Genomic DNA, 19,297 nt, shown 5'->3' on the forward strand with positions numbered 1-19,297 from the left:
CTGCGTGGACTCCTGACCTCGCTGCCGTGGACGTCTCTCCTGCCGTCCACAGGGGGCGGCTCGTGGTGCCGTGCGTCCACAGGGGGCCTCGCGTGTCCTTCTCCCACCGGGTCGTCGCGACGACGCTTGCCTGCGACCCCGGCAGTCGGGGACGGACACAGACGAGGTGAGCAAGAGATGAACGAGATCTACACGACGGTCATGGGCCGGCTGGTGGCCAACCCCGAGTCGCGGACCACGCGGGGCGGGGTGCCCTTCACGGCCTTCCGGCTGGCGTCGACGGTGCGTCGGCCCAACCCGCAGACGCGGGAGTACGAGGACGGGCCGACGAACTTCTTCAACGTCACGGCCTTCCGGACCCTCGGGGCCAACGTCGGCAACTCCCTCTCCAAGGGCGACCCGGTGGTCGTCTACGGACGCATGCGGGTCAACCAGTGGATGCGCAACGACAACATCCCGGCGACGTCGGTGGAGATCGACGCCTACAGCGTCGGCCACGACCTCACGTGGGGGACGACCTCGCTGGTGAAGGTGTCCCGCGCCCAGGTCGACCAGTCCGACCGGCTGTCCGACGACGCGGTCCAGTCCGTGCACGCCGAGCTCGAGGGCTACGGCGCCGGCGACCCCGAGACCGACCAGTACGAGGTCGTGCCCCAGCCCTCTGGGCTGGTCACGCGTGAGGACGACCAGCACGAGCAGGCGACGGTGCCCGTCCCCGCCTGACACGGATTCGGGCGTGGGGGCGGTGCCCGTTAGCCTTGCCCCCATGCCCGAGTTCATCTACGTCATGTCGAAGGCCCGCAAGGCCCACGGCGACAAGGTCATCCTCGATGACGTCACCATCTCCTTCTACCCCGGCGCCAAGATCGGTGTGGTGGGACCCAACGGAGCCGGCAAGTCCTCGGTCCTGAAGATCATGGCCGGGCTCGACCAGCCCTCCAACGGCGACGCTCGGCTGACCCCGGGATACTCCGTGGGCATCCTCATGCAGGAGCCCGAGCTCAACGAGTCCAAGACCGTCCTCGGCAACGTCGAGGAGGGCGCCGGCGAGATCAAGGCGAAGCTCGACCGCTACAACGCCATCTCCGCGGAGATGGCCGAGCCGGACGCCGACTTCGACGCGCTGATGGAGGAGATGGGCAAGCTCCAGGAGGCGATCGACGCCGCCGACGCCTGGGACCTCGACTCCCAGCTCGAGCAGGCCATGGACGCCCTGCGCTGCCCCCCGCCGGACGCCGACGTCACGGTCCTCTCCGGCGGAGAGCGTCGCCGGGTCGCGCTGTGCAAGCTGCTCCTGCAGAAGCCCGACCTGCTGCTCCTCGACGAGCCCACCAACCACCTCGACGCCGAGTCGGTCCTGTGGCTCGAGCAGCACCTCGCGGCCTACCACGGCGCCGTCGTCGCGGTGACCCACGACCGGTACTTCATGGACAACGTGGCCCAGTGGATCCTCGAGCTCGACCGCGGCCGCGCCTACCCCTACGAGGGCAACTACTCCACCTACCTCGAGAAGAAGCAGGCCCGACTCGAGGTCCAGGGCAAGAAGGACGCCAAGCTGGCCAAGCGCCTCGCGACCGAGCTCGAGTGGGTCCGCTCCAACGCCAAGGCCCGTCAGGTGAAGTCCAAGGCCCGTCTGGCCCGCTACGAGGAGATGGCCGCCGAGGCCGACCGCACCCGCAAGCTCGACTTCGACGAGATCCAGATCCCGCCGGGCCCGCGCCTGGGCTCGACGGTCATCGAGGTCAACAACCTCAGGAAGGGCTTCGGCGACCGGGTCCTCATCGACGGCCTGTCCTTCACCCTGCCGCGCAACGGCATCGTCGGCGTCATCGGCCCGAACGGTGTGGGCAAGACGACGCTGTTCAAGACCATCGTGGGGCTCGAGGAGCCTGACGGCGGCTCGGTCAAGGTCGGCGAGACCGTGAAGATGTCCTACGTCGACCAGAGCCGGTCCGGCCTCGACCCGAAGAAGAACCTGTGGGAGACCGTGTCCGACGGCCTCGACCACATCCAGGTCGGCCAGGTCGAGATCCCGTCGCGCGCGTACGTGTCGCAGTTCGGGTTCAAGGGCCCCGACCAGCAGAAGATGACCGGGGTGCTGTCCGGCGGCGAGCGCAACCGCCTCAACCTCGCGCTCACCCTCAAGCAGGGCGGCAACCTGCTGCTGCTCGACGAGCCCACCAACGACCTCGACGTCGAGACGCTGGGCTCGCTGGAGAACGCCCTGCTCGAGTTCCCCGGCTGCGCCGTGGTCATCAGCCACGACCGGTGGTTCCTCGACCGGGTCGCGACCCACATCCTCGCCTACGAGGGCACCGAGGAGAACCCGAGCAAGTGGTACTGGTTCGAGGGCAACTTCGAGTCCTACGAGGCCAACAAGATCGAGCGCCTCGGCGCCGATGCGGCGCGGCCGCACCGGGTGACCTACCGCAAGCTCACCCGCGACTGACCAGCCACTGACACGCCTCTGACACGGGCCCCGGCCCGACCGGCGCGCGGCGACCCCACCGGGTCGCCGCGCGCTGTGCTGTCCCCCTCCGCGGGTCCGGCGACCCCGCGTTGTGGTCGACGCCCGCGTGTGCGCAGGATGAGGCCATGCGACTCGGACTGCAGGTCTCCTACTTCTCCTGGCCGGGTGCCCCGGCCTCCATCGGCCCCACGTTCGGCCGGATCGCGCGTGACGCCGAGGGCGCCGGGCTCGCCAGCCTCTGGGTGATGGACCACTTCTTCCAGATCTCGATGATCGGGCCGCCGGAGCTCGACATGCTCGAGGGCTACACGGCCCTGGCGTTCGCCGCCGGCCAGACCAGCACGATCGAGCTCGGCACCCTCGTGACCGGCGTGACCTACCGCCACCCGGGGCTGCTCGCCAAGACCGTGACGACCCTCGACGTCCTCTCCGGTGGACGGGCGTGGCTCGGGATCGGCGCCGCCTGGAACGAGGAGGAGCACCGCGGCCTCGGCGTGCCGTACCCGTCGACCCGGGAGCGGTTCGAGCGCCTCGAGGAGACGCTGCAGATCTGCCTGCAGATGTGGGCCGGCGACGACAGCCCGTACAAGGGCCGGCACCACCGCCTCGAGCGCCCGCTCAACGTCCCGCAGTGCCTGCGTCGCCCGCACCCGCCGATCCTCATCGGCGGCGGTGGTGAGAAGAAGACGCTGCGCCTGGTCGCGCAGTACGCGGATGCCTGCAACCTCTTCGACAACGGGCTCGGGCCGGAGGGGCTCCCCCGCAAGCTCGACGTGCTGCGCCGTCACTGCGAGGAGGTCGGCCGCGACTACGCCGACATCGAGAAGACGGTGCTCGCGCGCGTGGCCCTGAGTCGCGACGGCTCGGGCACCGCCCCGAGCGGTGAGCCGTACGCCTCGGTCGACGAGACGGTCGAGCGCTTCGGCAGGCTGTCGGCGGCGGGCGTCGACACGGTCATCATGGGCCTGGCCGACGACACCGACGAGGCGACGTACCAGCTTGTCGCCGCGCTGGCGAGGCAGGTCGAGCCGCTGTCCGCGCGCTGACCTCAGCCGCGACCTGCGTCGTGGACGATCAGGGCGATCTGCACGCGGTTCTCGGCGCCGAGCTTGGTGAGCAGCCGGGACACGTGGGTCTTCACCGTCGGGATGCCGAGGTAGAGCTCGGCGGCGATCTCGGCGTTGGACCAGCCACGGCCGATCGCGACCGCGACGTCCCGCTCCCGCTCGGTCAGGCTGTCGAGCGCGGACCTGGCGGCGACCGAGCGGTCGCTGCCGCCGGAGGTCACCGAGGCGATGAGCTGGGCGGTGACCGTGGGCGAGAGGATGGGCTCGCCGGCCGCGACCGAGCGGATGGCCGCGACGATGCGCGGGGGCGGGGTGTCCTTGAGGAGGAAGCCGCTCGCGCCCGCGCGCAGGGCCCCCACGACCATGTCGTCGGTGTCGAACGTCGTGAGCACGATGACCCGAGTGGGGGACAGGCGGGCGGAGGACGCCTGGGCCGCGACGACCTGGCGCGTCGCCTCCAGCCCGTCACGTCCGGGCATGCGCAGGTCCATGAGCACGACGTCCGGCTGCGCCGCGGCCACGACGGTGACCGCCTCGACGCCGTCGGCGGCCTCGCCCACGACCTCGATGTCGGGTGCACCACCGAGAATCATCCCTAGGCCGGCCCGCACCAGGGGGTCGTCGTCGACGAGGACGACCCGGATGGACTGGCTCATGCGCGCCACGGTAGCCGAGCGTGCACGACGAAGTGGCCACGGCGGTCCGTGCCGAAGGTGAGCTCGCCGCCGGACAGGACGGCCCGCTCGGTGACCCCCGCGAGCCCCATCCCCGAGAGCGGCAGGTCGTTGGCCGGCAGGTCGGTGGCAGGGGCCATACGGACGGGCACCGGGTTGCTGACCCTCAGGTCGAGCCCGGCACCGGGGCCGCCCCTGACCGCCAGCGTCACGGGTGCGTCCGGGGCATGCTTCCGCGCGTTGGTGAGGCACTCCTGGATGATGCGGAAGGCGTTGCGGGACAGGGCGGTCGGTGCCTCGTCGAGGTCGGTGACGTCGATCGTGGCGCCGACCTCCCGGCCCGATGCGCGTTCGCCCTCCACCAGGGCCCCGACCGAGGAGAGCGTGGGCTGCGGGGGCTCCACGACGGAGCCGTCCGTCGACCGGCCGGGGTCACGCAGGACGCCGAGGACCTCACGCAGCTCGGTGAGGGCGAGGTGCGCGTTGTCCCGGATGATCGTGGCGGTGCCCGTGGTCTCCTCGGCCGTGAGGTCGGTGCGGTAGGCGAGGGCGCCGGAGTGCATGGCCACCAACGAGATCCGGTGCGCCAGGACATCGTGCATCTCGCGGGCGATCTGGGCGCGTTCGTTCGCGCGGGCCTCGGCCACCCGGCTGGCCTGCTCGCGTTCGGCGGTCTCGGCCCGGTCGCGCAACGACATCACGAGCGCCCGGCGCGCACCGATGTAGTACCCGATCGCGATGGTCAGCGCGACGAGCAGGGCGCCGATGACGACGTTGAGGACGCTGAACCACACCCCGTCGGCCGCCGGGCGCAGCTCCTCGTACGCCAGGCCCCCGAGCACCGACACCAGCGCGGTCACCGCGACCGGTCGCCAACGGCGATGGGTCGACAGCGACACCAGGGCCAGCAGGGCCGCCCCCACGGCCAGCGACGAGACGCCGCTGAGCACCGCCGTCGCGACGGCGACCGGCAGCGGGTGGCGCCGTCTCAGGGGGAGCACGGCGAGGGCAGCCACCCCGAACACCACCTCGAGGAACGGCAGCAGCGCGGGCACCGGGGCACGGCCGGGCTGGTCGGCGTCCGCGAGGACGATGCCGAACAGGACGAGCCCCACGGCCAGGGCGACCAGGAGCCTCCAGGTCTCGCCCCAGGCGGTCCGGGGGAGGGGGTTCGCGTCTCGCAGCAGCACGCGACGAGCGTATGCCGCCGGTGCACGGGGGTCGTCATCCTCTGGTCGGGCGGCGCGAGACCAAAGGATGACCCCGCGGGTGCCTGCGGCCGATGTGGCAGCCACCGCGCGGCACGCAGGCTGGCTCCATGATCTCCGTGAACAGCCTGACCAGACGCTACGGGCCCATGGTGGCCGTCGACGACGTCACCTTCGAGGCCAGACCGGGAGGAGTGACCGGCTTCCTCGGCCCGAACGGTGCCGGGAAGTCGACCACCATGCGCATCCTGTGCGGCCTGACGCCCGCCACGTCCGGCACGGCCACCGTGCTCGGCCGACCGTACGCCGCCCTGCCCAACCCCGGGCGCCACGTCGGGGTGCTCCTCGACGCCAGCGCCCAGCACGCAGGCCGCACCGGTCGCGAGGTCCTCGCCCTGTCGGCCCTGGTGATGGGTGTCGACCGGCGTCGTGTCGACGAGGTGCTCGACGTCGTCGGCCTCACGGAGCGGGAGAGCCACCGCCGGGTGCGCAACTACTCGCTCGGCATGCGCCAGCGGCTCGGCCTCGCCCACGCCCTGCTCGGTGACCCGGAGGTGCTCGTGCTCGACGAGCCGGCCAACGGACTGGACCCGGCAGGCATCAGGTGGATGCGCTCCCTGCTGCGCGGCTTCGCCGACGAGGGCGGCACCGTGCTGCTGTCCTCGCACCTGCTGAACGAGATCGAGCTCGTGGCCGACGAGATCGTCGTCATCGGCAGCGGGCGGATCGTCGCCTCCGGCAGCAAGTCCGACCTCCTGCGCGGAGCGGGCACCACGGTGCGGTCCACCGACGACGGGGCGCTGGAGGGGGCGCTGAGAGCGGCGGGGATCGTGACCACATGGGCGCCGGGGGGTGGGCTGGTGGCAGAGGCCGAGCCCGCCGCGGTCGGCGCCGTCGCCGCCCGCCACGCCGTCGTGCTCGTCGAGCTGCGGCAGGCTGACGGCCGGGGCCTGGAGGACATGTTCCTCGAGCTCACCGCCAGCACCGCACGAGAGGAGGTCGCCGCATGAGCGCCGTGACCCAGACGCCACCGCGCACGTCGTCCGGGGCGGCGCCGCTCCCGCGCATCGACGGGCCGCGCCCGACGACGGGGATCCCGTTCGCCCGACTGGCCCTGGTGGAGCTGCGCAAGCAGGTGGACACCCGTGCCGGCCGCTGGCTGCTGCTCACCATCGGCCTCGTCGTGGCGGGCATCGTCACCATCATGCTGTTCGTGGGGGGAGGAGCCCACGGCTACGAGGGCTACTTCGGTGCCACCGCGCTACCGCTCATGCTGCTCGTGCCGGTCGTCGGCATCCTCGCGGCCACAGCCGAGTGGTCGCAGCGCACCGGCCTGACCACGTTCGCCCTCGAGCCTCGTCGAGATCGTGTGGTGTTGGCCAAGGTGGTCGCGTCGCTGGTCGCGGCGGCGGCCTGCCTGGTGGCCGCGCTCGCCCTGGCGGCCCTCGCCAGCCTCGTCGCGGTGCAGGTGCGCGGCGCGGACAGCGCGTGGAGCCTGTCTGCCGGGATGCTGTGGGGCGTGGCGCTCGTCCTCGCCCTGAGCCTGGCCCAGGGCGTGGGTTTCGGGCTCTCCCTGCTCAACACCCCTGCCGCGATCGTGGGCTACCTCGTCCTCCCCACGGTGTGGTCCATCGTCACGGGACTCGTCGAGCAGATGCGGACGGTCGGCCAGTGGCTGGACATCGGCGCGGCCACCGAGCCGTTGCTGGAGGGCGCGGCCGTGTCGGCGCGTGACTGGGCGCAGATCGGCACGTCTAGCCTGCTGTGGGTGGTGCTCCCGCTGGCCATCGGCCTCTGGCGGGTGCGGCGCTCCGAGGTGAAGTAGCCCTGACGGACGCGTGTGGCGCGGGCTCCCCGGTGGGGTCCGCGCCATACCTCATGGGGGAGGTGGCGCTCAGCGCGCGGTGACCAGGCGGATGCCCAGGTCGGCGTAGGCCTCGCCGATCGCCGCGGGCGTGCGCTTGATCTCGGGGTCGTACCAGCGGGCGACGTCGACGGCCATCGACATGAGCGCCAGCGTCGTGTCCGGGACGTCGTCGACGCTGAACTCGCCGGTGGCGACCCCGGCGGTGACCACGTCGCGCACGACGGCGTCGATCTGCTTGCGCAGGCCGAGGACGGCGTCGCGGTGCTCGGGGGTCAGGTTCCCGAACTCGTACTGCACGATCCGGGCGACCCGGAAGTGCTCGGCGTGCCAGCGGGAGAAGGTGCCCATGATCGCCCGCAGCGCCTCGGTGGGGGAGCCCGCGCCGGCGGACGCCGCGACCAGCATGTCGCGTGCGGCCTCGTGTCCCTCGCGGCTCAGCTGGTAGAGCAGCTCCTCCTTGGAGGAGAAGTGGACGTAGACGCCTGCCGGAGACAGACCGGCCCTGGAGGCGATGTCGCGGGTGGTGGTGGCGTGGAAGCCCCGGTCGGCGAACGCCTCGGCCGCGGCCTCGAGCAGGCGGTGGGCCGTGTCCGAGGTCGGGTCGGCGCGGTCCTCGGTGGCGCGCGCGGGGGTCGACATGGTTGACAGCATGCCGCAGCCATCGCAGACTAAGCAAGCGCTTAGTCACCTGTGTTTCACCGTCAAGGAGAGCCATGCCCCGCAACCTCTACGGCCCCGACCACGAGGCCTTCCGCAGCTCGGTCCGGGAGTTCATCGACCGGAACCTCAAGCCTCGCGCGGAGCAGATGCTCGAGGTGAAGTCGATCGACCGTGACATCTGGAAGGAAGCGGGCAAGCAGGGCCTGTTCGGCCTCGACATCCCCGAGGAGTTCGGCGGCATGGGCGCCGACGACTACCGCTTCAACGCGGTGGCCGCAGAGGAGATCGCCGGCTTCAACTTCGCCGTGTCGTCCTGCTTCGGCATCCACTCCGACGTCTGCCCGCCCTACATCGTCGACCTCGGCACGCAGGAGCAGAAGGAGCGCTGGCTGCCCGGCATGGCCAACGGCGACCTCATCTGCGCCATCGCGATGACCGAGCCCTCCGGTGGCTCCGACCTGGCGGCCCTCAAGACCACCGCCGTGAAGGCCGACGACGGCTCCGGCGACTGGATCCTCAACGGTTCCAAGACCTTCATCACCAACGGCTACCAGGCCGACCTGGTCATCGTGGCGGCGCGCACCGACCCGTCCAAGGGGGCCAAGGGGATCAGCCTGCTCATGGTCGAGGCCGGGATGGAGGGCTTCAGCCGTGGCCGCAAGCTCGACAAGGTGGGCCAGGAGGAGGCCGACACGTCCGAGCTGTTCTTCGAGAACGTGCGCGTCCCGGACGCCAACCGCCTCGGGGAGGAGGGTCTGGGCTTCATCTCGATGATGCAGCGCCTGCCGCAGGAGCGCATCGGCGCCGCCGTCGCCAACACCGCGCACGCCTTCCAGATCTTCCGCGAGACCGTCGAGTACACCAAGGAGCGCAAGGCCTTCGGCCAGCCCGTCGGCTCGTTCCAGCACAACAAGTTCAAGATGGCCGAGCTGCAGACCAAGCTCGAGGTCACCCAGGCCTACGTCGACGACTGCATCGCCGCGCACGCCGACGGCGACCTCACCGCGGTCGACGCGGCCAAGGCCAAGTGGTGGTCCGCGCAGGTGCAGAACGACGTCCTCGACGAGTGCGTCCAGCTCTACGGTGGCTACGGCTTCATGAACGAGTACCGGGTGGCGCGCGCCTGGCGCGATGCCCGCGTCTCGAAGATCTGGGCCGGCTCCAACGAGATCATGAAGGAGCTCATCGGCCGCGACCTCGGCCTCTGACACCCATGAGCCACCTGACGCACGACAACGCCGTCGCCGTCGTCACGGGAGCCTCTCGCGGGATCGGCCTCGGCATCGCCGAGAAGCTGGTCGCCGGCGGCGCCCGTGTCGTCATCACCGCCCGCAAGCCCGAGGCCCTGGCCGAGGCCGTCGAGCACCTCGGCGGACCGTCCAAGGCGCTCGGCGTCGCGGGCAACGCCGCCGACCCCGACCACCAGGACGAGGTGCTCGCCGCCGCCCGCGACACCTTCGGTGGGCTCGACTACCTCGTCAACAACACGGGCATCAACCCCGTCTACGGACCGATGCTCGACACCGAGCTCGAGGTCGCCCGCAAGATCATGGAGGTCAACGTCCTCTCGGCGTTCTCGTGGACCCAGAAGGCCGTGGCCGCCGGGCTCGGCAGCGAGGCCAACCCCGGCGCCGTGGTCAACGTCGCGTCCATCGCCGGCCTCGGCGCGACCGGCGCGATCGGCTGGTACGCCGTGAGCAAGGCCGCGCTGATCCACCTCACCGTCGAGCTCGCGTACCAGCTCGGGCCGGCCCTGCGCGTCAACGCGGTGGCGCCGGCGGTCGTCAAGACCCGGTTCGCGGAGGCGTTGTACGAGGGGCGCGAGGAGAAGGTCGCCGCCGCCTACCCCATGAAGCGGCTCGGTGTCCCGGAGGACGTCGCGGGTGCGGTGTCCTTCCTCCTGTCCAAGGATGCGTCCTGGGTCACGGGGCAGACGCTCGTCGTCGACGGCGGCGTCACGCTCGGCGGCAACCTGTGACCCCGGACCTCGCCGGGAAGGGCGTCGTCGTCACCGGGGCGGGCCGCGGCATCGGCGCGGCCTACGCCAAGGCGTTCGTCGCCGCAGGGGCCACGGTTGTCGTCAACGACCTCGACGCAGAGGCGGCGACGTCGGTCGCGAAGTCGTTGGGGGACAAGGCCTTTGCCGTCCCCGGTGACGCCTCCAGCGAGGACGGCGTGGACGCCCTCGTCACGGCCTCCCGCGAGCGGCTCGGCGAGGTCGACGTGTACTGCGCCAACGCCGGTGTCGCCCGCGGCGGCACCGAGGCGGTCGCCGAAAAGGCCTGGGACGTCTCGTGGAACGTCAACGTCATGGCGCACGTGCGCGCTGCCAGGCTGCTCGTGCCGCACTGGGTGGAGCGGGGGAGCGGCACCTTCGTCGCGACCGTCTCGGCCGCCGGCCTGCTCTCGATCCCCGGCGCCGCGCCGTACGCCGTCACGAAGCACGCAGCCCTGGCGTTCTCCGAGTGGTTGTCGATGACCTACGGCGACAAGGGTGTTCGCGTCCACGCCGTTTGTCCGCAAGGCGTCCGCACCGACATGCTGTGGAGCTCGGGCGCAGCCGGCCGTGCCCTCATGGAGCCCGACGCCGTGGACCCTGACGACGTGGCTCGTGACCTGTTCGCGGCGATGGAGGCCGGGCGCTTCCTCGTCCTGCCGCACCCGGAGGTCGCCGAGATGTACGCGCGTCGCGCCTCGGACCCGGACCGCTGGCTCGCCGGTATGCGGCGCATGTCCGGGGCGCTGCCCTCGGTCACCATGGGCACCGACTGAAGTCCCCCACGAGCAGCAGGAGGCCCCGTGCAGGCATGGCAGGTCACGTCCCTCGGTGAGCCCTCCGACGTGTTCGTCCTCGAGGACGTCCCCGTGCCGCAGGTGCCCGCCGGCCACGTCCGTGTCCGGGTGCTGGCGACCGCGCTGAACTTCCCCGACGTGCTCATGGCCCGCGGCCAGTACCAGGTCCGCCCGGAGCTGCCGTTCACCCCCGGGGTGGAGGTGTGCGGCGAGGTGCTCGAGGTCGGCCCGGCCACGGGTGGGATCACCACCGACCCGCACCTGCGCGTCGGCGACCGGGTCGTGGGGACGACGGCGATGCCGCACGGTGGGCTGGCCCGGGAGTGCCTCATGCCGGTGGCCGGGACGTTTCCCGCCCCGGCCGCGCTCGACGACGCCCGCGCGAGCGCGCTGACCATCGCGTACCAGACCGCCCACGTCGGGCTCGTGCACCGTGCCGGCCTGCAGCGTGGGGAGACCCTCGTCGTCCACGCGGCCGCGGGTGGCGTCGGCACGGCCGCCGTCCAGGTCGGCAAGGCGCTCGGGGCGACGGTCGTGGCCGTGGTGGGCGGCAGGGAGAAGGCCGACGTGGCCCGGGCTGCTGGGGCCGACGTCGTCGTCGACCGGACCGCCGGCGACCTCGTCGCGGGCCTCAAGGACGCGGTCGGTCGCTCGGGGGCCGACGTGGTGTTCGACCCGGTGGGCGGGGCGTCGTACGACGCATCGACCAAGGTCATCGCGTTCGAGGGGCGCATCGTCGTGGTCGGCTTCACCAGCGGCACGATCCCCGCGCCCGCCCTGGGACACGCCCTGGTGAAGAACTACTCGATCCTCGGCCTGCACTGGGGGCTCTACCTGCAGCGCGACCCGGCGGTGGCCCGTGAGTCGCACGCCGCCCTCACGGCCTGGGCCGACGAGGGCCTGGTGCGACCGGTGGTCTCCGAGCAGGTGCCGTTCGAGCAGGCCCCGGCCGCCCTGGCCAGGCTGGGCGCCGGCCGGAGCACCGGGCGCATCGTCGTCACCGCTCCCTGAGGCGGGGGCGCGCCGATCTCCGCACGAATGGCCGCGCTGGTGTCCGGCGGGGCCATCGGTGCACGTTCGGCGACGTGCGCCTCCAGGGCGTCAGTCGAGCGGGCCGCCGGCGACGTAGATGACCTGGCCGGAGACGAAGCCGGCCTCGTCCGAGGTGAGGAACGCGATGGTGGCGGCGATGTCCTCGGGCTGCCCGACGCGCTGCACCGGGATCTGGGAGGCGGAGTGGGCGATGAAGTCCTCGAAGGGCACGCCGATCCGCTCCGCGGTCGAGCGCGTCATGTCGGTCTGGATGAAGCCGGGGGCGACGGCGTTGGCGGTGACGTTGAACCGTCCCAGCTCGATGGCCAGGGTCTTGGTGAAGCCCTGCAGGCCGGCCTTGGCCGCGGAGTAGTTGGCCTGGCCCCGGTTGCCCTGTGCCGAGCTCGAGGACAGGTTGACGATGCGGCCGTACTTCTCCGCCGTCATGTGCGCCTGCACGGCCTTGGTCATGAGGAACGAGCCCTTGAGGTGCACCGACATCACGGTGTCCCAGTCGTCCTCGGTCATCTTGAAGATGAGGTTGTCGCGGATGACGCCGGCGTTGTTGACCAGGATCGTGGGGGCGCCCAGGTCGTCGGCGACGCGCTGCACCGCAGCCTCGACCTGGTCGGCCTTCGCCACGTCGACCCCGACGGCGATGGCGCGGCCCCCGGCGGCGGTGATGGCGTCGACCGTCGCGGCGCACGAGCCCTCGTCGAGGTCGAGCACGGCGACGGCGTGGCCGTCGGCGGCCAGGCGCTTCGCGGTGGCGGCTCCGATGCCGCGGGCTGCTCCGGTGACGATCGCGACGCGCTGGGTACTCATCGGTCCTCCAAGGGGTGGGACGGGCGGGGTCGGGTGGGGTGCGCTGTACTAAGCGCTCGCTTACCTTAGCGTCCGGGCGCTGGTCGGCGCGGTGGCCCCGCCTCCTGCACAATGGGACGTCTACCGAGGTCACTGGCGCCCTCGACCAGCACCACGTGGCCGCCCGGCCGCGACATCGACACGAAGGCGACACATGCAGATCTGGCCCGGCAAGTCTTACCCGCTCGGCGCCACCTACGACGGGACCGGCGTCAACTTCGCCCTCTTCTCCGAGGTGGCCGAGAACGTCGAGCTCTGCCTCGTCGACGACGACGGTGTCGAGACGCGGGTGCAGCTCCCCGAGGTGGACGGCTTCGTGTGGCACGGCTACCTGCCGGGCGTGCAGCCCGGCCAGCGCTACGGGTACCGCGTCCACGGCCCCTACGACCCGGCCGCCGGCCACCGGTGCAACCCCGCCAAGCTGCTGCTGGACCCCTATGCGAAGGCGATCGACGGACAGCCCGACGGCGACGAGTCCCTGTTCTCCTACCGCTTCGACGACCCGAGCGACGAGCCCGACAAGGTCAACACCGACGACAGCCTCGGCCACACGATGCTCTCCGTGGTCATCAACCCGTTCTTCGACTGGGGCCAGGACCGCCTGCCGCGCCACGAGTACCACAACAGCGTCATCTACGAGGCCCACGTCAAGGGCCTCACGCAGACCCACCCCGACGTCCCCGACGAGATCCGCGGCACCTACGCCGGCATCGCGCACCCCGTGATCGTCGAGCACCTCAAGAACCTCGGCGTCACGGCGATCGAGCTCATGCCGGTGCACCAGTTCGTCAACGACTTCACCCTGCGCGACAAGGGGCTGTCCAACTACTGGGGTTACAACACGATCGGGTTCCTCGCCCCGCACAACGGCTACGCGGCGTACGGCACGCGCGGTGAGCAGGTCGCCGAGTTCAAGGGCATGGTCAAGGCGCTGCACGAGGCCGGCATCGAGGTCATCCTCGACGTCGTCTACAACCACACGGCGGAGGGCAACCAGCTCGGACCCACCATCTGCTTCCGCGGCATCGACAACGCCGCCTACTACCGCCTCGTCGACGAGGACAAGGCGCACTACTACGACACCACGGGCACCGGCAACAGCCTGCTCATGCGCCACCCGCACGTCCTGCAGCTCATCATGGACTCGCTGCGCTACTGGGTCACCGAGATGCACGTCGACGGCTTCCGGTTCGACCTCGCGGCGACGCTGGCCCGCCAGTTCCACGAGGTCGACAAGCTGTCCGCGTTCTTCGACCTCGTCCAGCAGGACCCGGTGGTCAGCCAGGTCAAGCTCATCGCCGAGCCCTGGGACGTCGGCGACGGCGGCTACCAGGTCGGCAACTTCCCGCCCCTGTGGACCGAGTGGAACGGCAAGTACCGCGACACCGTCCGCGACTTCTGGCGCGGCGAGAGCGCGACCCTCGGTGAGTTCGCGTCACGGCTCACGGGGTCGAGCGACCTCTACGAGCACAGCGGCCGCAAGCCGATCGCGTCGATCAACTTCGTCACCGCTCACGACGGCTTCACGCTGCGGGACCTGGTGTCCTACAACGAGAAGCACAACGACGCCAACGGCGAGGACGGCAACGACGGCGAGAGCCACAACCGCTCCTGGAACTGTGGTGTCGAGGGCCCGACCGACGACGAGGAGGTCAACGCCCTGCGGCTGCGGCAGCAGCGCAACATGTTGGCCACCCTGATGCTCTCCCAAGGCGTGCCGATGCTGCTTCACGGCGACGAGCTCGGTCGCAGCCAGGGCGGCAACAACAACGGCTACTGCCAGGACAACGAGATCTCGTGGATCGACTGGGAGCTCGACCAGGACGAGCTCGACCTCATCGCCTTCACCCAGAACCTCGTCGAGCTGCGCCGTGAGCACCCCGTGTTCCGTCGTCGCCGCTTCTTCGCCGGCTCGGCCGACCACGGTGGCGAGAGCGCCGTGGGCGACATCGCGTGGTTCGAGCCCGGCGGCCAGCACATGGACGAGGAGTCCTGGGCCAACGGCTACGCGCGCTCGATGATGGTCTTCCTCAACGGCCAGACCATCCCCGAGCCCGACACCCGGGGGCAGCAGACGATCGACGACCACTTCCTCGTGATCTTCAACGCGCACAGCGAGGAGATCCCCTTCGTCCTGCCCCACGTCGACTACGGCGACCGCTGGGTGACTGTCCTCGACACCACCGCCCAGGAGGTGGAGGCCACCGAGTACAAGCCCGGCGACTCCGTCACCGCCCGGGGGCGCAGCACGGTGGTGCTCCGGTGCCCGCGTCCGGTCAGCTCGGGGTCGCCAGCCGGGGCGGCCGTCGCCCGCCGATGACCTCGCAGGAGATCGGTATGCAGCGTGGCGCCCCTCACCGTCCCGGGCCCGGGAAGGTGGTGCCGACGGGGACCTACCGGCTCCAGGTGCACGGCGGGTTCACGTTCGACAACGCCGCCGAGCAGGCGAGCTACCTCGACGCCCTGGGGGTCTCGCACGCCTACCTGTCCCCGGTGCTGCAGCCGAGCCCGGGCTCCACGCACGGCTACGACGTGGTCAACCACGACGTGGTCAACGAGGAGGCCGGCGGCGGCACCGAGCTGGTGCGGCTGTCGCGCACCCTGTCGCTCTACGGCCTCGGGGTCGTCGTCGACGTCGTCCCCAACCACATGACGACGCCGACGCCCGCGTGGCTGAACCGCCAGTGGTGGTCGGTGCTGCGGGACGGCCGTGGGTCCGAGTACGCGCACTGGTTCGACGTCGACTGGGCCGCCGAGGACGACCGGGTGCTGGTCCCGGTGCTGGGCGCACCGCTCGAGAAGGTGCTCGCCGACGACGAGCTCTCGGTGGCCCACGACAGTGGTGTGCGCGGGGACGAGGCGGTCCTGCGCTACTACGACCACGTGTTCCCGGTGCGGCAGGGCACCGAGCACCTGCCGGTCGCCGAGCTGGTCGAGGCGCAGCACTACCTCCTGTGCGACTGGCGCGAGGGTGGCCAGCGGCTCAACTACCGGCGCTTCTTCGACGTGACCACGCTCGCGGCGATCCGGGTCGAGGACCAGGACGTGTTCGACGCGACGCACCGGCTGCTGCTCTACCTGCACCGCTCCGACTTCGTCGACGGGTTCCGCATCGACCACCCGGACGGCCTCGCCGACCCCGGTGGCTACCTCGCCCGGCTGGCCGACGCCACCGGCGACGCGTGGGTCGTCGCGGAGAAGATCCTCGAGGGCCACGAGGAGCTGTCGGACGACTGGCGCTGCGCGGGCACCACCGGCTACGACACCTTGCTGCGCGTCGGCGGGGTCTTCGTCGACCCCGCGGGCAAGGGCCCGCTCACCGACCTGCTCACCCAGGTCGTCGGCCACCCCGAGGACCTCGGCGACATCGTGGTCGAGGCCAAGCGGCAGGTCGTCAGGGAGGTGCAGGCGGCCGAGGTCAACCGGCTCATGCGGCTCGTGGCCCGCGTGCTGCCCTGGCACGACCAGGACTCGCTGCGCCGGGCCCTCGAGGCGCTGCTCGTGGCGATGGACCGCTACCGCGCCTACCTCGGCGTGGACGAACCGGCCGGCGGCGACCAGGCGGCCGTGCTCAACGCCGCGGAGTCGCGCGCGATCACCGCGGTCGCCGGACCGGACCAGCTGTCGGTGAGCACCATCGCCCAGCTCGCCCGTGGCGGCCGCCTGCCGGAGGCCCAGGCCGGGACCGAGGACGCCCAGCGGGAGTTCCTTGTGCGCTTCCAGCAGACCTGCGGGCCGGTGATGGCCAAGGGCATCGAGGACACGGCCTTCTACCGCTACGCGCGGCTGACCTCCCTCAACGAGGTGGGTGGCGACCCCGAGCGGGTCGGCATCTCCCCGGACGAGCTGCACGAGTTCGCGGCCCGCCAGCTGGCGACGTGGCCCACCACCATGACGACGCTGTCGACCCACGACACCAAGCGTTCGGAGGACGTGCGCGCACGGCTCGCCGTGGTGTCCGAGCTCTCCGCTGCCTGGCGCACCTGGCTGACCACCGGGCGCCGGCTCGCAGCGCCCCACCGCGGGGCGCGCCTCGACCCCGCCACCGAGTACCTCCTGTGGCAGACCGCGGTCGGTGCCTGGCCGGTGAGCGCCGAACGCCTGCAGGCATACGCCACCAAGGCGATCCGCGAGGCGAAGCGCCACACGACGTGGACCGACCAGGACGAGGCCTACGAGCAGGACGTCCAGGCGTTCGTCACCGCCCTGGTCACCCAGCCGGCGCTGGTGGCCCACTGCCAGTCCTGGGTCGACCGCACCGCGGCGGCGACGCGCGTCAACATCCTCGGCCAGAAGCTGCTGCAGCTCGTGGTGCCCGGGGTGCCGGACGTCTACCAGGGCACCGAGCTGGTCGACCTCTCGCTCGTCGACCCCGACAACCGTCGTCCCGTCGACTACGGCGTACGGCGCGAGCGGCTGGCCCGCCTGGACCGCGGAGAGACGCCTCGCGACCTCGACGACGAGAAGCTGCTCGTCACCTCCCGCTCCCTGCGGCTGCGGCACCACCACGCGCAGTGGTTCACCGGGGAGCACGCGACCTACACCCCCGTACCCACCACGAGCGACCACGCCCTGGCCGTGGGGCGTGGCGACGAGACGGGCACGCAGGTGATCGCGGTCGTCACGCGTCTCAGCGAGGGCCTGGGCGACGGCTGGGGGGACGCCCACGTCGCCGTACCCGAGGGGGAGTGGCACGACCTGTTCACCGGGCGCGCTGTCGTCTCGGTGGAGGGGCGCCCCGGGGTGAGGCTGGCCCGGGTGCTGGCCGACCTCCCCGTCGCCCTGCTCGTCCGTCATGGCACGCTGGGTCGTGATGAGATCGCCTGAGCAGCAGACCGACCCGCAGCCCGAGCTGACCGTCTGGGCACCCCACGCCGACGGTGTGGAGGTCGAGTGGACCCTCGACGGCCAGCCGTCGCAGCGCACCGCCCTGGAACGCCGCCCCGAGGGCTGGTGGGCCGCCCGGCTCCCGGCCGGCGACACCCTCGACTACGGGTTCCGCGTCGACGGCGGTGAGCTCACGCCCGACCCGAGGTCCGCGTGGCAGCCGTACGGCGTGCACCGCGAGAGCCGCTGGTTCGAGCCCCGCGACTTCGCCTGGCACGACGCGACGTGGGCCGGACCGCAGCACGGGGAGGGCGTCCTCGGTGCCGTGGTCTACGAGCTGCACGTCGGCACCTTCACCCCCGAGGGCACCCTCGACGCCGCGGTCGAGCGGCTCGGGCACCTCGTCGAGCTCGGCGTCGACGTGGTGGAGCTCATGCCGCTCGCGGTCTGGCCCGGGCGCCGGAACTGGGGCTACGACGGGGTCGGCCCGTGGGCGGTGGACGACGTGTACGGCGGCCCCGAGGCCCTCCAGCGGTTCGTCGACGCCTGCCACGGCGTCGGGCTCGGCGTCTGCCTCGACGTCGTCTACAACCACCTCGGACCCGTCGGCAACTACCTTTCCCGGTTCGGGCCCTACTTCTCCGACGCGCACCACACGCCGTGGGGCTCGGGGTTCAACCTCGACGGCCCCGACAGCGGCCCGGTGCGCCGGTGGATGGTCGACAACGCGCTGCGCTGGTTCGAGGACTTCCACGTCGACGCGCTGCGCCTCGACGCCGTGCACGAGCTGCGCGACGACTCGCCCACCCACGTGCTGGCCCAGCTCGCCGACGAGGTGGGCGACCTCTCGCAACGGTTGGGGCGCCCGCTGCACCTCATCGCCGAGAGCGACCTCAACGACCCCGTCATGGTCACCGCGACCGCCGACGGGGGCCGCGGGATGGATGCCCAGTGGGACGACGACGTGCACCACGCCCTGCACGTGACGCTCACGGGGGAGTCCCAGGGCTACTACGCCGACTTCGCCGGGCACTGCCGCGCGATGCCTGAGGGCGGACCCGTGGCGGTGCTGGCCAAGACGCTGACCCGCGGCTTCCTCCACGACGGCACCTGGTCCAGCTTCCGCGGCCAGGAGTGGGGCGCGCCCGTCGACCCCGGCGTCGTCGACGCCCGGCGCTTCGTCGCCTACCTGCAGACACACGACCAGGTGGGCAACCGCGCTGTGGGAGAACGGATTTCGGCCCTCGTCGGGCCAGGCATGCAGGCGGCTGGTGCGGCCCTCTACCTGACCTCGGCCTTCACGCCGATGGTGTTCATGGGGGAGGAGTGGGGAGCCACCACGCCGTTCCAGTTCTTCACCGACTTCGAGGAGCCGGAGATGGCGCAGGCCGTCACCGAGGGCCGCCGGCGCGAGTTCGAGTCGCACGGGTGGGCGGCGCAGGACGTGCCGGACCCGCAGGACGAGCAGACGTTCCTGCGCTCCAAGCTGCGCTGGGACGAGCTCGAGGTTGACGAGCACGCACGGATGCTGCGCTGGTACCGCGACCTGATCGCGCTGCGGCGCCACCGGCACGAGCTCACCGACGGACGCCTCGACGGGGTGCAGCTCGACTTCGACGAGCGCGACCAGTGGCTCGTGATGCGGCGGGCCGACCTGCGCACCGTGGTCAACCTCGCCGAGTCGAGGTGGACCGTCCCGCTCGACGCCGAGCCGAGTGAGGTCGTGCTCGCCTGGGAGCCGTCACAGACCAAGCTCAAGCCGCAGGCCCTGTACCTGCCACCCCGCACGGCCGCCGTCGTCCGCGTCGGCTGAGCGCAACCACGCCCACGCGGGT

16 protein-coding genes are annotated in these 19,297 nt (G+C 71.5%); 12 read left to right on the forward strand and 4 right to left on the reverse strand.

Features of this window, described 5'->3' with window-relative positions; translation table 11 throughout:
- Positions 1 to 177 precede the first annotated feature (177 nt).
- From ABEA42_RS17125 to ABEA42_RS17135, 3 genes are all read left to right on the forward strand, one after another.
- A complete protein-coding gene (locus tag ABEA42_RS17125; RefSeq protein ID WP_345505090.1) occupies positions 178 to 723 on the forward strand; it encodes a single-stranded DNA-binding protein in 546 nt (181 codons plus the stop codon).
- Between the two features lie 43 nt (positions 724 to 766).
- Positions 767 to 2,449, forward strand: coding sequence for an energy-dependent translational throttle protein EttA (ettA, locus tag ABEA42_RS17130; protein WP_345505091.1), 1,683 nt, complete (start codon positions 767 to 769; stop codon positions 2,447 to 2,449).
- 146 nt (positions 2,450 to 2,595) lie between these two features.
- Complete coding sequence (locus ABEA42_RS17135; RefSeq protein WP_345505092.1) at positions 2,596 to 3,516, forward strand: LLM class F420-dependent oxidoreductase; 921 nt, start codon at positions 2,596 to 2,598, stop codon at positions 3,514 to 3,516.
- A 2-nt stretch (positions 3,517 to 3,518) separates the two neighbouring features.
- On the opposite strand, the gene ABEA42_RS17140 is transcribed toward ABEA42_RS17135, so the two are convergent.
- Both ABEA42_RS17140 and ABEA42_RS17145 read right to left on the reverse strand, forming a co-directional pair.
- Positions 3,519 to 4,193 carry a response regulator transcription factor gene (locus ABEA42_RS17140; RefSeq protein WP_345505093.1) on the reverse strand — a complete coding sequence of 225 codons (675 nt, stop codon included), beginning with the start codon at positions 4,191 to 4,193 and terminating at the stop codon, positions 3,519 to 3,521.
- Positions 4,190 to 5,401 carry a sensor histidine kinase gene (locus ABEA42_RS17145; protein WP_345505094.1) on the reverse strand — a complete coding sequence of 404 codons (1,212 nt, stop codon included), beginning with the start codon at positions 5,399 to 5,401 and terminating at the stop codon, positions 4,190 to 4,192. Before ABEA42_RS17145 ends, ABEA42_RS17140 begins: the two co-directional genes overlap by 4 nt.
- Before the next feature lie 128 nt (positions 5,402 to 5,529).
- Between ABEA42_RS17145 and ABEA42_RS17150 the strand changes: the two genes are divergently transcribed.
- Together ABEA42_RS17150 and ABEA42_RS17155 are read left to right on the forward strand one after the other, a co-directional pair.
- Positions 5,530 to 6,429, forward strand: a complete 900-nt coding sequence (locus ABEA42_RS17150; protein WP_345505095.1) for an ABC transporter ATP-binding protein — start codon at positions 5,530 to 5,532, stop codon at positions 6,427 to 6,429.
- Positions 6,426 to 7,244, forward strand: a complete 819-nt coding sequence (locus ABEA42_RS17155; RefSeq protein ID WP_345505096.1) for an ABC transporter permease — start codon at positions 6,426 to 6,428, stop codon at positions 7,242 to 7,244. The genes ABEA42_RS17150 and ABEA42_RS17155 overlap by 4 nt, the downstream gene beginning before the upstream one ends.
- Positions 7,245 to 7,313: 69 nt before the next feature.
- Here ABEA42_RS17155 and ABEA42_RS17160 read toward each other — a convergent pair whose 3' ends face one another.
- Positions 7,314 to 7,925, reverse strand: coding sequence for a TetR/AcrR family transcriptional regulator (locus ABEA42_RS17160; RefSeq protein WP_345505097.1), 612 nt, complete (start codon positions 7,923 to 7,925; stop codon positions 7,314 to 7,316).
- A gap of 74 nt (positions 7,926 to 7,999) precedes the next feature.
- Between ABEA42_RS17160 and ABEA42_RS17165 the strand changes: the two genes are divergently transcribed.
- From ABEA42_RS17165 to ABEA42_RS17180, 4 genes are read left to right on the forward strand one after another with little or no spacing between them, the layout of a single operon-like run.
- A complete protein-coding gene (locus tag ABEA42_RS17165) occupies positions 8,000 to 9,154 on the forward strand; it encodes an acyl-CoA dehydrogenase family protein (RefSeq protein WP_345505098.1) in 1,155 nt (384 codons plus the stop codon).
- 5 nt (positions 9,155 to 9,159) lie between these two features.
- On the forward strand, positions 9,160 to 9,924 hold the full coding sequence (locus ABEA42_RS17170) for an SDR family oxidoreductase (protein WP_345505099.1): 765 nt from the start codon (positions 9,160 to 9,162) through the stop codon (positions 9,922 to 9,924).
- Positions 9,921 to 10,718, forward strand: a complete 798-nt coding sequence (locus ABEA42_RS17175; RefSeq protein ID WP_345505100.1) for an SDR family oxidoreductase — start codon at positions 9,921 to 9,923, stop codon at positions 10,716 to 10,718. The genes ABEA42_RS17170 and ABEA42_RS17175 overlap by 4 nt, the downstream gene beginning before the upstream one ends.
- A 27-nt stretch (positions 10,719 to 10,745) precedes the next feature.
- The gene (locus tag ABEA42_RS17180; protein WP_345505101.1) at positions 10,746 to 11,750 is read left to right on the forward strand and encodes an NADPH:quinone oxidoreductase family protein; all 1,005 of its coding nucleotides are present in this window, start codon (positions 10,746 to 10,748) and stop codon (positions 11,748 to 11,750) included.
- A 90-nt stretch (positions 11,751 to 11,840) separates the two neighbouring features.
- Here the strand turns inward: ABEA42_RS17180 and fabG are convergent, their stop codons facing one another.
- Positions 11,841 to 12,596, reverse strand: a complete 756-nt coding sequence (gene fabG / locus ABEA42_RS17185) for a 3-oxoacyl-ACP reductase FabG (RefSeq protein WP_345505102.1) — start codon at positions 12,594 to 12,596, stop codon at positions 11,841 to 11,843.
- Positions 12,597 to 12,789: 193 nt separating this feature from the next.
- Between fabG and glgX the strand changes: the two genes are divergently transcribed.
- Genes glgX through treZ form a run of 3 tightly spaced genes read left to right on the forward strand, consistent with a single transcriptional unit; the run spans position 12,790 to position 19,275 of the window.
- Positions 12,790 to 14,955: a glycogen debranching protein GlgX gene (gene glgX / locus ABEA42_RS17190; protein ID WP_345505103.1), complete on the forward strand. Its 2,166-nt coding sequence runs from the start codon at positions 12,790 to 12,792 to the stop codon at positions 14,953 to 14,955.
- Between the two features lie 17 nt (positions 14,956 to 14,972).
- On the forward strand, positions 14,973 to 17,462 hold the full coding sequence (gene treY / locus ABEA42_RS17195) for a malto-oligosyltrehalose synthase (protein ID WP_345505104.1): 2,490 nt from the start codon (positions 14,973 to 14,975) through the stop codon (positions 17,460 to 17,462).
- Positions 17,449 to 19,275, forward strand: coding sequence for a malto-oligosyltrehalose trehalohydrolase (treZ, locus tag ABEA42_RS17200; RefSeq protein WP_345505105.1), 1,827 nt, complete (start codon positions 17,449 to 17,451; stop codon positions 19,273 to 19,275). The genes treY and treZ overlap by 14 nt, the downstream gene beginning before the upstream one ends.
- Positions 19,276 to 19,297 lie beyond the last annotated feature (22 nt).

The organism is Pedococcus ginsenosidimutans (assembly GCF_039544395.1).
Classification (GTDB): Bacteria; Actinomycetota; Actinomycetes; order Actinomycetales; family Dermatophilaceae; genus Pedococcus; species Pedococcus ginsenosidimutans.